Genomic DNA, 14215 nt, shown 5'->3' on the forward strand with positions numbered 1-14215 from the left:
GCGGATAAATGAATTTTGATTTAACGAAAGAACAAGAAATGATCCGTAAGTTAATTAGAGACTTTGCGGAAGCAGAAGTTGCTCCTGGAGCAGATGATCGTGATCGAACGGGAGAATTTCCAACGGAAATTTTTTCGAAATTATCAGAGTTAGGAATTATGGGTTTACCTTTCCCTGAACAATATGGCGGAGGGGAAGCTGACACGATCAGCTTTGCCATTGTCGTTGAAGAACTTAGTCGTGTTTGTGCATCAACAGGAATTACATATTCAGCCCATATTTCATTAGGGGGGGCCCCAATTAATTTATTTGGCACCCATGAGCAAAAAGAGAAGTACTTAACACCAATTTGCACAGGAGAATCTTTTGGGGCATTTGGATTGACTGAACCCAATGCAGGCTCCGATGCAGGGGGAACGCAAACAACAGCCGTTCTTGATGGAGATGAGTGGGTGATTAACGGCTCAAAATGTTTTATTACCAATGCAAGCTACGCCAAACACTTGGCAGTAACAGCCGTAACAGACCGCTCCAAAGGAATCAACGGAATCAGCGCATTTATTGTTCCTACTGATGCTGAAGGATTCACTGTCATCAGCAACTACGAAAAAATGGGTTTGCATGCCTCAAATACGACAGAACTTATCTTAGAGAATGTAAGAGTTCCGAAAGAAAATCTGCTGGGTAAAGAAGGATATGGTTACAAGCAATTTCTAGCTACTCTTGATGGCGGAAGAATTGGAATCGGTGCCATGGCTGTAGGTATTGCTCAAGGAGCATATGAAAAAGCTCTTCAATATGCTAAAGAAAGAAAACAGTTTGGAAAGAGTTTATCTAACTTCCAGGCAATCCAATTTAAATTAGCCGACATGGCCATGAATATCGAATTAGCCCGAAATATGGTTTACAAGGCAGCATGGTTAAAGGATCAAGGACGAGCATTTAAAAAGGAAGCGGCATATGCGAAACTATTTGCTTCGGAAATATGTATGCGTACTTGTGATCAAGCGGTTCAAATTCATGGCGGATATGGATATATGAAAGAATATCAGGTTGAGAGATTTTTCCGTGATGCCAAACTCTTAGAAATTGGTGAAGGAACATCTGAAGTGCAACGAATGGTTATCGCCAAACAAATCGGATGTTAAAGAATTTTTTAGTAATTTAATAAAATTGTTAAAGGAGAAATTACATGGATGTCAGCGGAATTTTACAAGTAGTTTCAAATAGCAAACTCGTTTATCCGAATGAAGAAAAAGTGCGTGCAACTTCCATCGGGAGCAGCGAAGCTTTCCAAGAACTTCTTAAACAATCCCATGAAGATCCTGCTGCTTTTTGGGATCGTGCAGCCCGTGAATTAGTTTGGTATGAACCATGGAATGAAACCATGAGCGGGCAGCTCCCTGATTTTCGCTTTTTTGTCGATGGCATTAGTAACCCGAGTGTAAACCTGCTCGATCGGCATGTAGAAAATGGGGCAGGGAACCGCACCGCTCTTATTTGGGAGGGTGAAAATGGGGATACCAAATTTTACACCTATAATATGCTTCTTGCTGAAGTAAATCGATTCTCGAATGTTTTAAAATCATTTGGTGTAAAAAAAGGTGATTGTGTAGCGATCTATCTTCCAAATCTGGCCGAAGCCTTTATTGCCGTACTAGCATGTTTTCGAGTTGGTGCGATCTACAATACGATTTTCTCAGGTTATTCGGAAAAATCATTGACAGACCGACTCATCAGTTTTGAGCCAAAAGTATTGGTAACTGCAGATGCAACCGAACGACGGGGGAAAGTCATTCGTTTAAAAGAAAAGGTCGATCATGTTGTACCATCGATTCCATCTGTCAAAGCAGTTATTGTTGTGGACCGATTAGGCTCAGAGGTTCAAATGAAAGAAGGCCGTGATTACTGGTGGCATGAGCTGACCAAAGAAGCAAGCATTGTTTGTGAACCTGAGAGAATAGAAGCAAATGAAAGCGGTATTGTGTTCTATACAAGTGGTACGACAGGTAAGCCAAAAGGAGTCGTGCATTTCCGGAATGGCTTTTGTCACACAAAATTACACATATGCCAAGTATCATATGGATCACCATCATGACGATGTTTTCTGGTGTACTGCGGATATCGGCTGGTTAACCATGCATATTTGGGGTATTACAGGTGCCTTAGCGAATGGTGTTACAACCGTTGTCTTTGAGGGGGCCGTTGATTATCCAACAAAAGATCGTTTTTATCAGATCATTGAAAAATATAGGGTGAATAAACTGTTTACTGCCCCAACGGCATTAAGAATGCTAAAAAGTATGGGGGAAAAGGCATTAGAGAAATTTGATTTATCTTGCCTCGATGTCATTTCCCTTGTTGGAGAACCTTTCTATCCTGGAAACCTGGCATTGGACATATGAGGTTTTAGGAAAGAAGAAGGTATATATCAATAATACTTGGGGTCAAACCGAAACAGCGGGATCGCCGATAGCTGGAGCAGCTTGGCTGACGCCAATGAAACCGGGCTCCTCAGGCAATCCATTTTTAGGAGCGGTTATGGATATCGTTGATGAAGAAGGCAATCCAGTTGAACCTTTAAGGTTGGGAAATCTGGTTATTAGAAAACCATTTCCAATGCTATGTCGAACATTATGGAAAGAACCGGAGCGATATTATGCATCCTACTATAGCCAAGTGGATGGCTGCTATTATGCCAGCGACCTGGCATTAATCGATAATGATGGTTATTTATGGGTAGTTGGCCGTTCCGATGATGCCTTTAATGTAGCAGGGCACCGTTTAAGTACAATGGAAATGGAAAGCGCTGCACTAGAATGTGAGGGTGTTGCTGAATGCGCAATTATTGGGGTTCCTGATGAAATAAAAGGAGAAGTCCCGCTCGTATTTGTCCGTCTGGCAGATGGATATAAAGGTACAGAAGAATTTAAGCTACAAATAAATAATCAAATCATTCAACAAATTGGTAAGATTGCTGCTCCAAAAGCAATTATTTTTACTGAAACGTTGCCAAAAACCGTTTCGGGAAAAATCATGCGCCGCTTATTAAAGGAAATTGTTGTATCAGGTAAGGTAAACGGCGACATTACAGGTCTGGAAGATCCATCGACTGTTGCACAAATACAAAATATCATTGCAGACAAATCATCAGTTAAATAATTATGAATGACAGCCAGTCATTTGTTAGGTAAATGAACGGCAAATGACTGGCTCCATATAATAGATTAGGAGTTAACGATAAACGTACGAAAATAAACGATTCGAGTATTACATATCTCCTTAACAACAAAAGATGAAGCTCTGTATGGACTCAAATGAGTGTTGAACCTTCTTATTCGATAAAGAAAGGGTGGAAATACATGTTTAAAAAAGTTTTAATTGCTAACCGAGGTGAAATCGCTGTTCGTGTAATACGTACATGCAAAGCCTTAGGCATTACAGCAGTTGGAGTTTACTCAGAAGCAGATGCAGATGCTCCCCATGTAAAAATGGCAGATGAAGCCTATTTAATCGGCGGTTCGCGCGTAGCGGAGAGCTATCTAAATATCAATAAAATTCTTGAGGTTGCAAAGCTTTCAAAAGCGGAAGCAATCCACCCAGGTTATGGACTGCTTTCTGAAAATGCAGACTTTGCCAGACGTTGCGAGGAAGCAGGCCTTGTATTTATCGGACCTTCTCCAGAGGTTATTTCTAAAATGGGCAGTAAGATTGAATCACGAAAAGCAATGGAGGATGCAGGTGTTCCTGTCGTTCCAGGGATTACCTACCCATTGGCAGATGCTGAGGAAGCGGTAGAAGTGGCGGACCGCATCGGGTATCCCGTTATGCTAAAAGCCTCCGCTGGAGGTGGAGGAATTGGCATGCAGGTGGTCCAAAACGGGGATGAAATCCGCAAAGCATTTGAAGGAAATCAAAAGCGGGCTACCGACTTCTTTGGCGATGGTGCGATGTATATTGAAAAGTTTGTTGAAAATCCAAGACATATTGAGATTCAAATCTTGGCAGACGGTTTTGGAAATACAGTTTACCTTTGGGAACGTGAATGCTCGATACAGCGCCGACATCAAAAAGTCGTTGAGGAAGCCCCTTCGTCGTTTATTACGGAATCAACGCGGACCAAGATGGGGGAGGCAGCAGTCAAAGCGGCAAAATCAATTGGGTATAAAAATGCTGGAACAATCGAGTTTTTGGTTGATGACGAGCAAAATTTTTACTTTCTTGAAATGAATACCCGTTTACAAGTGGAGCATCCGATTACAGAAGAAATTACAGGCTTAGATTTAGTTGAAAAACAATTGCAAATTGCTGCAGGTGAAGCTCTGGAATTTTCTCAAGCAGAGGTAAAACGTGAGGGGCATGCCATTGAAGTTCGAATCTATGCAGAAGATCCGAAAACATTTTTCCCTTCACCAGGAAAAATAACAAAATTAGAGCTTCCGAATGGATCTGGAGTTCGACATGAATTAGCCATTCACGGTCAATCGGTAGTCACTCCTTTCTATGATCCGATGATTGCGAAGCTTGTTGTCAAAGGCAGCAATCGTGAAGAGGCAATAAATCGTCTGCAAGCTGCATTAGCCGATTATCATATTGAAGGCATTAAAACAAATATCCCAATGCTAGAAGAGGTCATTGCCCACTCGGCATTCCATTCAGGTGATACGACAACAGACTTTGTTAACAAGTATTTAAAAACTAAAAAAGCCAAAAAGGTAAAATAGGAGGAATAATCATGAGTGAAGTAGTTGCAAGCATGGCAGGAAATGTATGGAAGGTATTAGTGGAAGTTGGAGACCAGATCGAAGAGGACCAAGATGTCGTGATTTTAGAATCGATGAAAATGGAAATTCCGATTGCCGCTGAATTCGATGGAACGGTGAAAGAAGTAAAAGTGAATGAAGGCGACTTTGTCAATGAAGGCGACATCATTTTAGTAATTGAATAAAGCCTGGATCAAGGTGGAAAGGTGATGAAAAAATGAAGTGGCCGCAAAGTGTAACGATTAAAGAGGTTGGTCCACGTGATGGATTGCAAAATGAAAAGGCTTTTATCTCTACAGAAGATAAAATTGCTTGGATTAATCAATTGTCGGAAAGTGGATTAAAACATATTGAGATCACCTCTTTTGTTAACCCAAAATGGATTCCAGCACTTTCAGATGCAGCAGCCGTTGCTGCTGGCATTACAAAAGTGCCTGGTGTTACCTATACCGCACTCGTTCCAAACCTTCAAGGGCTGGAACGGGCATTAGAAGCGAACATTGATGAAGCAGCAGTGTTTATGTCTGCAAGCGAAACCCATAACCTAAAAAATATAAATAAAACGATTGGCGAGACTTTCCCTATATTAAGAGATTTGGTCAGAGAAACCATTTCAGCAGGAAAAGTAAGCAGAGGGTATGTATCAACCGTTTTTGGCTGTCCATATGAGGGAGATGTTCAAATCGATGCGGTTATAAGAGTTTCCGAAACATTATTTGAAATGGGTATTGAAGAGCTCTCTCTCGGGGATACAATCGGTGTGGCAAATCCAAAGCAAGTCCAAGAAGTGTTGGAAGTTTTATTAAAAAGATTTCCAGCGGAAAAATTAGCAATGCATTTCCATGATACACGAGGAACAGCTTTGGCCAATATCTTAGTATCGTTAGAAATGGGAATTACCATTTTTGATTCTGCCCTTGGCGGCTTAGGTGGATGCCCATATGCGCCTGGAGCATCGGGTAATGTGGCGACAAATGATTTACTCTATATGCTTCACGGCATGGGAATTCATACAGGAGCAGATCAGCAAAAGCTTAACATTGCATCCCAATTTATCCAGGAGAAGATTGGCAGACCTTTACCTAGTAAAAGTTTTCAAGCCGTCAGCTCTCAACTGAGTGGAAAGCTTGGAAAAACGGTGTGAGAAAGGTGAGATCATGAGTAAAACGATATTAGTAAACAAGATGGATAACGGAGTTGTGATGATTACGTTAAATAGACCGGAAGCTGCGAATGCCTTATCGGTACAGATGCTAGAGGAGCTTTACGATGCCATCCTAACATGTAAGTATGATCGATCAGTCCGTTGTATCGTCATTACAGGGGCTGGGAACAAAGCTTTTTGTGCGGGTGCTGATTTAAAAGAACGAGCTGGAATGGATCAGGTTCAGGTGAGAAAGACTGTTTCTTTGATTCGTGAAAATATTAACTCTTTAGAATCATTACCCCAACCGATTATAGCAGCCGTGAACGGCGTAGCTTATGGCGGGGGAACTGAACTGGCGCTCGCTTGTGATTTCCGTATTGCCTCTGAAACTGCGAAGCTAGGTTTGACAGAAACATCACTGGGAATTATTCCTGGTGCCGGCGGAACGCAACGTTTACCAAGATTAGTAGGAAAGGGACGAGCCAAAGAGCTGATTTTTACTGCGAGACGAATTGATGCAAAAGAAGCCCTTGAGATCGGATTAGTAGAGTATTCAGTGCCTTCAGAAAGCTTAATCGATAAAGCATTAGAAATTGCTGGACAAATTGTTCGGAATGGCCCGATTGCTGTTGCACAAGCAAAATTCGCAATCGATAAAGGTTATGATGTTGACTTAAACACCGGTCTTGCCATTGAGCAAAATGCCTATGAAGTGACGATTCCAACAAAAGATCGTTTAGAAGGATTACAGGCTTTTAAAGAGAAACGCAGCCCAATCTACATTGGAGAATAAGAAAACTAGATTAATAGGGAGGAAAAAGAATGACTGTGGATATGAAACCTCTAGAACTAACACTTCAGGATAGAGTCGAACAAATTAAAAAGGGCGGAGCAGCTAAATATCATGAAAAAAACCAAGAGCAGGGAAAAATGTTCGTCCGCGATCGTTTGGCATTATTATTCGATCCTGGCTTTGAACTAGAGGATGCTCAATTTGCAAACTGTATGGCAGGGGATCTTCCTGCAGACGGTGTTGTGACAGGGATGGGAAAAATTAATGGACAGCTCGTCTGTGTGATGGCGAATGATTCAACGATCAAAGCAGGATCTTGGGGAGCACGAACGGTTGAGAAAATCATTCGAATCCAAGAAACAGCAGAAAAACTTCGTGTTCCATTATTATACCTGGTAGATTCAGCTGGAGCGCGGATAACGGACCAGGTGGAAATGTTCCCGGGGCGTCGCGGCGCAGGAAGAATCTTTTACAATCAAGTGAAACTATCAGGTAAAATTCCGCAAGTATGTATTTTGTTTGGACCATCTGCAGCTGGTGGAGCCTATATTCCAGCTTTTTGTGACATTGTCATAATGGTTGATAAAAATGCATCGATGTATCTTGGTTCTCCAAGAATGGCCGAAATGGTTATTGGTGAAAAAGTAACCCTTGAAGAAATGGGCGGCGCTCGCATGCACTGTACTGTTTCAGGCTGCGGGGATGTTCTGGCGAAAAATGAAGAAGAGGCCATTTTAAAGGCTAGAGATTATCTTGCTTATTTTCCTGCTAATTTTTCACAGAAACCTCCAGTTCATGAGGCTGTAGCCCCTAAAGAATTGAAGAAACCATTAGAAGAACTGATTCCAGCAAATCAGAATTCTCCATTTAATATGCATGATTTAATTAATGGGATCATTGATGAAGGCTCCTTCTTCGAGATTAAAAAACTTTTTGCTGGCGAACTTATTACAGGTCTTGCGCGCATGGATGGGAAACCAGTCGGAATCATTGCTAATCAGCCGCGAGTCAAAGGCGGGGTATTATTCCACGATACAGCAGATAAGGCTGCAAAATTTATTAACCTTTGTGATGCCTACCATATTCCACTTCTATTCTTGGTTGATGTGCCGGGATTTATGATCGGAACAAAGGTAGAACGGGCAGGAATCATTCGCCATGGTGCGAAAATGGTTTCAGCGATGGCTGAAGCAAGTGTTCCAAAAATCTCTGTTATTGTACGTAAAGCATATGGTGCTGGTCTTTATGCAATGGCTGGCCCGGCATTTGAACCAGATGCATGTCTTGCCTTGCCTTCTGCTCAAATTGCAGTCATGGGACCAGAAGCAGCCGTTAATGCCGTTTATGCGAATAAAATTGCTGCGCTGCCTGAAGAGGAGCGTGCAGCTTTCATAGAAGAAAAACGGGAGGAATATAAAGAGGACATTAATATTTACCATTTAGCTTCCGAAATGGTGATCGACGGTATTATTCCAGCAAACTCATTGCGCAAGGAGCTTGTCAATCGTTTTGAGGCCTATTCATCAAAGTATCTCGTTTTCTCTGAACGAAAACACCCTGTATATCCTGTTTAATTTTTACCATCGATTTCAAATTTAACAGACGAATCTATTAAGGAGGCAGTTCGGCATGAAGAATGGAAAAATTGTCAATTCTTTCGCAGAAGCAATACAAGATATTTCAGATGGCGATACAATCATCGTTGGTGGTTTCGGCCTGTGTGGAATTCCAGAAAAAGCAATTCTTGCCTTAAGAGATCAAGGAACGAAGGATTTAACAGTTGTGAGCAATAACTGCGGCGTCGATGATTGGGGACTTGGTTTGCTCTTGGCAAATAAGCAAATTAAGAAAATGGTATCATCGTATGTCGGTGAAAATAAAATTTTTGAAAAGCAATTTTTGTCCGGTGAACTTGAGGTAGAGCTGGTCCCTCAAGGAACACTTGCGGAACGAATTCGTGCCGGCGGAGCTGGCATACCTGGTTTTTATACGGCTACTGGGGTGGGAACTCCGATTGCAGAAGGAAAAGAGCACAAGGAATTTAACGGAAAAACCTATTTATTAGAAGAGGCGATTGTCGGCGATTTCGCTCTGGTAAAAGCCTGGAAGGCCGATCCGCTTGGAAACCTTGTTTTTCGAAAAACATCACGTAACTTTAATCCAATGGCTGCAACAGCTGGGAAAATTACGATTGCAGAAGTCGAGGAAATTGTTGGGGTAGGAGAGCTAGCTCCGGACGAAATTCATACGCCTGGAATCTACGTTCAACGGGTTCTGCTCGGAACAAATTATGAAAAGCGGATTGAAAGACGTACAGTCGTACAGGCTTAATCTTTTTCAAGTAGTTCATTCTGTAGGACAAGCTTTTACAGTTTAATAGATAAAAATGAGTGAGGGACAGTTTTTTCAAAGGCAGTGTGAAAGGTCATTGTTAACACAGCCTTTTCAGAAGAAAAAGAGACAAGGAGTGAGCGGATTGAAGGACACAAGATCAACCATTGTTAAACGTGCAGTTCAAGAAATTCAGGACGGAATGAACGTAAATTTAGGGATTGGGATCCCAACCCTTATTGCCAATGAAATTCCAAGCGAATACAACGTCTTGCTTCAATCAGAAAATGGCTTATTGGGCATTGGCCCATATCCGGTTGAAGGTACAGAAGACTCCGACCTAATCAATGCGGGAAAAGAAACGGTAACGGCGGTACCTGGCGCTTCTTATTTTGACAGTGCTGAATCATTTGCCATGATTCGCGGTGGACATATCGACCTTGCCATCTTAGGAGGAATGGAAGTTTCTCAAACAGGAGATTTGGCTAATTGGATGATTCCAGGGAAGATGGTCAAAGGAATGGGCGGAGCCATGGACTTGGTGAACGGCGCAAAACGGGTTGTTGTCATTATGGAACATGTGAATAAGAACGGAGAATCAAAAGTCAAAAAAGAGTGTACGCTTCCTCTAACTGGCAAAGAAGTGGTGCACCGTTTAATCACTGATTTGGCTGTATTTGATTTTACTCCGGAAGGAATGGTTCTTGTCGAAACACAGGACGGAGTATCGGTTGAGGAAGTGCAAGAAAAAACAGAGGCTTCATTTAAGGTTAGCATAAAATCACCGACTAAGTAAGGTTATGGACAAGGTATAATACCCTCCTAAATCTGAGGAATTATACCTTCATTTCTTTCTAAGACATAGGTTGAACGAACCAAAGGTTTTCATTTGAGGAGGAAGATCAATGAATATTTATGTAATCATGAAGCGCACTTTTGATACAGAAGAAAAAATTTCAATTAAAAATGGAAAAGTGTCCGATGACGGCGCAACATTCATTATTAATCCTTATGATGAATATGCGGTCGAAGAGGCAATTAAATTGAAAGAAGAGCATGGCGGCGAAATAACAGTTGTTACAATTGGTGAAGAAGAAGCAGAAAAAGAACTTCGAACTGCTCTCGCCATGGGTGCTGACAAAGCTGTACATATTAGTGATGAAGATGTGGAAGATGGGGATGCATTCTCTACTGCAGCCATATTAGCCACTTTCCTTAAAGATAAAGAGGCAGACATCATTTTAGCAGGAAATGTAACTGTAGATAGCAGTTCAGGACAGGTTGGACCAAGACTTGCAGAAGAACTAGGAATTGGTGTGGTAACAACCATTACGAAGCTTACTGTTGATGGTGATAAAGCCATCATTGAACGTGATGTCGAGGGGGATATTGAAATTGTAGAAGCTCAGCTTCCGCTGGTTGTGACCTGCCAGCAAGGATTAAATGAGCCCCGTTATCCTTCATTGCCAGGCATAATGAAGGCGAAGAAAAAGCCTCTAGAAAGATTTGATTTAGATGATTTGGACATAGAAGAAGATGATGTTGAAGGAAAATCTAAAACAATAGAGGTTTCATTGCCTCCAGTTAAAGGCGCTGGAAAAATACTTAACGGCGACTTGAAAGTGCAAGCACAAGAACTTATTTCTTTATTAAAAACTGAAGCAAAAGTAATTTAAGGGGGCAAATAATATGGCAAAAAAAGTTTTAGTTTTTGGTGAGGTACGTCAAGGTGAATTGCGAAATGTATCCTTTGAAGCAATAGCTGCAGCAAAGCAAATTGCAAGTGGTGGAGAGGTGGTTGGTTTGCTGCTCGGCAAGGAAGCCGAGAGTCTTGCAAATACAATGATTCAGTATGGTGCCGATCGCATGGTAATCGCCGAGCATCATGATTTAGAGTCCTATACATCAGATGCTTATTCGCAGGCCATTATGCAAGTAATCCTGCAGGAAAAACCAGAAGGCTTTATCTTAGGTCATACTTCAATCGGAAAAGATATTTCTCCAAGAGTTGCGGCAAAGCTTAGAGCAGGACTTATATCTGACGCAATAAATATTGAAGTAAATGTAGATCAGGTTAGCTTTACCCGCCCAATATACGCTGGTAAAGCTTTTGAAAAGAAAGTGATTACGGATGGAATGGTTTTTGCCACTATTCGTCCAAATAATATCCAATCACTTGAAAAAGACGAGTCACGTTTTGGAGAAATAGCTTCAGTGAATGTGGAAATAAAAGATTTACGCACGATTGTGAAAGATGTTGTTCGTAAAGCGACAAGCGGGGTTGACCTTTCCGAAGCGAAAATAATTGTTTCCGGAGGACGTGGAGTTAAGAGTAAAGAAGGATTTAAACCTTTACAGGAATTGGCCGAATTGTTAGGTGGTGCCGTTGGGGCATCTCGTGGTGCATGTGATGCAGACTATTGTGACTACTCCCTTCAGATTGGTCAAACAGGTAAAGTGGTAACACCAGACCTTTACATTGCTTGCGGAATATCAGGTGCCATTCAGCACATTGCAGGTATGTCCAATGCGAAGGTGATTGTGGCCATTAACAAAGATCCAGAAGCAAACATTTTCAGCATCGCCGATTATGGGATAGTGGGAGACTTGTTTGAAGTTATACCATTATTAATAGAAGAGTTTAAAAGTGTAGCTGTTTACTAGCATTAAAAAAGTCGAATCTTTTAAAGGGATTCGACTTTTCATAAATTCTTAAAGGAGCGGTAGGATGAATATTTTACATATTTTCAATATTCTTCTATTCCTAATTGTTACAGGATATGCGATCTATTTATTTGCAGTATTAGTCAAAACTCGCTATCACTATATAAAGTTAGGGAAAAAAGCTGTATTCAACCGAACGACAAAAGAGAGAATTGATGAAATTCTCATCAATGTATTAGGACAAAAAAAGCTTTTGAAGGATAAAAAGAGCGGTATCATGCATGTTATGTATTTTTATGGCTTCCTACTTGTTCAATTTGGGGCCATTGATCTCATTTGGAGAGGACTTGCTCCTGGGTCCCATCTTCCACTTGGTCCAATTTATCCATTTTTTACTTTCTTTCAGGAAATTGTTGTCTTCATGATTTTATTCGCTACAGCATGGGGCTTCTACCGTCGCTACATTGAGAAACTTGTTCGTTTAAAACGAGGATTTAAAGCAGGACTTGTTTATTTTTTTCTTACAGGACTTATGCTATGTACGTTATTGGCTAACGGCATGAATATGATTTGGCTCGGGGATGAATCTAGCTGGGTGGAACCAATTGCTTCAGTAATTTCCATCGGATTTAACTGGCTACCGCAAAGTGCTGCCGCTGCCCTATTCTTTGTCTTTTGGTGGGGACATCTTTTATTTTTACTTGGATTTTTAGTATATGTTCCCCAAGGAAAGCATGCCCATTTAATTGCAGGGGTGGCAAATGTTTGGTTAGGCCGAACCCATAAAATCGGGCAACTATCGACAATTGATTTTGAAGACGAATCACAGGAAACATTTGGTGTTAGTAAAATTGAAGATTTTAACCAAAAGCAGTTATTAGATCTTTATGCCTGTGTCGAGTGTGGCCGATGTACCAATATGTGCCCTGCTTCAGGAACAGGTAAAATGCTCTCACCGAAGGATTTAATTTTAAAATTGAGGGATCATTTAACGGAAAAAGGTGCAGCAGTTACCTCGAGACAGCCATGGCTGCCTGCATTTGCTTTTCAACATACGAGAGGGAATCAATTAGCATTAGCCAGCAGAATGGATGGTGCTAAAGAGGCAGCAGTTTCATTGGAAAACGTTAGTTTAATTGGCGATGTAATTACAGAAGAAGAAATTTGGGCATGTACAACATGCCGAAACTGCGAGGACCAATGCCCTGTCATGAATGAGCATGTGGATAAAATCATCGATTTGCGCCGTTACCTTGTTCTGACAGAAGGGAAAATGAATCCCGATGCACAGCGAGCAATAACGAATATTGAACGACAAGGTAATCCATGGGGAATGAACCGAAAAGAACGGGCGAATTGGAGGGATCCGTTAGAGGATGTAAAGGTTCCAACTGTAAAAGAATTGAAAAAAGCTGGAGAAGAGTTTGACATCCTTTTCTTTGTAGGTTCAATGGGTTCCTATGATAACCGAAGTCAAAAGATTGCTCAATCCTTTGCCCGAGTGATGAACCAGGCAGGAGTGAAGCTTGCGATCCTTGGTAATGAAGAAAAGAACTCTGGGGATACACCGCGGCGGATTGGGAATGAGTTTTTATTCCAAGAGTTAGCAAATGCAAATATTGAAACCTTTAAAAAGTATAATGTTAAAAAGATCGTAACGATTGATCCACATGCTTTTAATACCCTAAAAAATGAATATCCCGAATTTGGTTTGGAAGCAGAAGTCTATCATCATACTGAATTGCTGGCAAAATTAATTAAAGAGAGAAGATTATCGCCAAAGAATCATGTGGATGAAACGATTACCTATCATGATTCCTGTTATTTAGGGCGCTACAACAATGTGTACGATGCCCCGCGTGACATATTAAAATCTATCCCTGGTGTCAAAGTGGTAGAACCTGAAAGGAAGCGTGAAACAGCAATGTGCTGCGGTGCCGGTGGTGGACTTATGTGGATGGAGGAACATACCGGAACAAGAATCAATGTAGCACGAACGGAGCAGCTTCTTGAAACCAATCCAACCGTCATTAGTACTGGATGTCCATACTGTTTAACGATGATCGGTGATGGAACGAAGGCAAAAGAAGTTGACGAAAAAGTCCAAACCTTAGATGTGGTAGAAATTCTTGAAAAATCGTTAATATAAAAATTAGGAGGGATGTCCCTGAAGAATTCACTTTTGGGACACCCTCTATTTTTATTTTTAAATTCATACTTTACAGATAGGAATTATATGTTTAAAATAAAATTAATCAGAAAACGATTTAAAAGCTGTTGTATTCAAGGGAAGCTTTTGCAAAACTAAAGGAGTGTTTCTCATGAGAAAAAATGAAGAAAAGAAGCGAACAAAACTTATTAATAAATTAATTTTTTTTAACGTCTATAATAAAGACGATCAACAGCTTTATGATTGGCCACTATGGAAATTAGAATATGAGTATAGAAGATATAAATTAGAAAACCATCCGCATGGTGAGTTTGGATCCATTCAGTGGGTTTAAATAAAAAGAACGA

General features: G+C 40.9%; 15 protein-coding genes. All 15 read left to right on the forward strand.

The features are described from left to right. Positions 1-8: 8 nt before the first annotated feature. The 15 genes from RCG17_RS24505 (at position 9) to RCG17_RS24575 (ending at position 14202) form a co-directional block, all read left to right on the forward strand. A complete protein-coding gene (locus tag RCG17_RS24505; RefSeq protein WP_308172628.1) occupies positions 9-1148 on the forward strand; it encodes an acyl-CoA dehydrogenase in 1140 nt (379 codons plus the stop codon). Positions 1149-1192: 44 nt separating this feature from the next. After that, positions 1193-2098: an AMP-binding protein gene (locus RCG17_RS24510; protein ID WP_308172629.1), complete on the forward strand. Its 906-nt coding sequence runs from the start codon at positions 1193-1195 to the stop codon at positions 2096-2098. Then, complete coding sequence (locus RCG17_RS24515) at positions 2040-2405, forward strand: AMP-binding protein (RefSeq protein WP_308172630.1); 366 nt, start codon at positions 2040-2042, stop codon at positions 2403-2405. The genes RCG17_RS24510 and RCG17_RS24515 overlap by 59 nt, the downstream gene beginning before the upstream one ends. Further along, on the forward strand, positions 2347-3162 hold the full coding sequence (locus RCG17_RS24520; RefSeq protein WP_308175943.1) for an AMP-binding enzyme: 816 nt from the start codon (positions 2347-2349) through the stop codon (positions 3160-3162). Before RCG17_RS24515 ends, RCG17_RS24520 begins: the two co-directional genes overlap by 59 nt. A gap of 200 nt (positions 3163-3362) precedes the next feature. Beyond that, positions 3363-4724: an acetyl-CoA carboxylase biotin carboxylase subunit gene (locus tag RCG17_RS24525; RefSeq protein ID WP_308172631.1), complete on the forward strand. Its 1362-nt coding sequence runs from the start codon at positions 3363-3365 to the stop codon at positions 4722-4724. Between the two features lie 11 nt (positions 4725-4735). Beyond that, entirely contained in the window at positions 4736-4948 is a 213-nt protein-coding gene (locus RCG17_RS24530; protein ID WP_308172632.1) for an acetyl-CoA carboxylase biotin carboxyl carrier protein subunit, read from the forward strand. Positions 4949-4980: 32 nt separating this feature from the next. Then, positions 4981-5907 carry a hydroxymethylglutaryl-CoA lyase gene (locus RCG17_RS24535; RefSeq protein ID WP_308172633.1) on the forward strand — a complete coding sequence of 309 codons (927 nt, stop codon included), beginning with the start codon at positions 4981-4983 and terminating at the stop codon, positions 5905-5907. A 13-nt stretch (positions 5908-5920) separates the two neighbouring features. Next, the gene (locus tag RCG17_RS24540; protein WP_308172634.1) at positions 5921-6703 is read left to right on the forward strand and encodes an enoyl-CoA hydratase; all 783 of its coding nucleotides are present in this window, start codon (positions 5921-5923) and stop codon (positions 6701-6703) included. 29 nt (positions 6704-6732) lie between these two features. After that, positions 6733-8277 (forward strand): acyl-CoA carboxylase subunit beta, encoded by a 1545-nt coding sequence (locus RCG17_RS24545; protein ID WP_308172635.1) that lies wholly within the window; start codon positions 6733-6735, stop codon positions 8275-8277. A gap of 55 nt (positions 8278-8332) precedes the next feature. Then, the gene (locus RCG17_RS24550) at positions 8333-9034 is read left to right on the forward strand and encodes a CoA transferase subunit A (protein WP_308172636.1); all 702 of its coding nucleotides are present in this window, start codon (positions 8333-8335) and stop codon (positions 9032-9034) included. 145 nt (positions 9035-9179) lie between these two features. Beyond that, entirely contained in the window at positions 9180-9830 is a 651-nt protein-coding gene (locus tag RCG17_RS24555) for a CoA transferase subunit B (protein ID WP_308172637.1), read from the forward strand. Between the two features lie 109 nt (positions 9831-9939). Beyond that, the gene (locus RCG17_RS24560) at positions 9940-10710 is read left to right on the forward strand and encodes an electron transfer flavoprotein subunit beta/FixA family protein (protein ID WP_308172638.1); all 771 of its coding nucleotides are present in this window, start codon (positions 9940-9942) and stop codon (positions 10708-10710) included. A gap of 13 nt (positions 10711-10723) precedes the next feature. Next, on the forward strand, positions 10724-11698 hold the full coding sequence (locus RCG17_RS24565) for an electron transfer flavoprotein subunit alpha/FixB family protein (protein ID WP_308172639.1): 975 nt from the start codon (positions 10724-10726) through the stop codon (positions 11696-11698). 64 nt (positions 11699-11762) lie between these two features. Beyond that, complete coding sequence (locus RCG17_RS24570; protein WP_308172640.1) at positions 11763-13847, forward strand: (Fe-S)-binding protein; 2085 nt, start codon at positions 11763-11765, stop codon at positions 13845-13847. A gap of 172 nt (positions 13848-14019) precedes the next feature. Continuing rightward, positions 14020-14202, forward strand: coding sequence for a Fur-regulated basic protein FbpA (locus RCG17_RS24575; protein ID WP_308172641.1), 183 nt, complete (start codon positions 14020-14022; stop codon positions 14200-14202). Positions 14203-14215: the final 13 nt, after the last annotated feature.

Origin of the sequence: Neobacillus sp. PS3-12 (assembly GCF_030915385.1) — a bacterium.
GTDB lineage: Bacteria > Bacillota > Bacilli > Bacillales > Cytobacillaceae > JAEVLT01.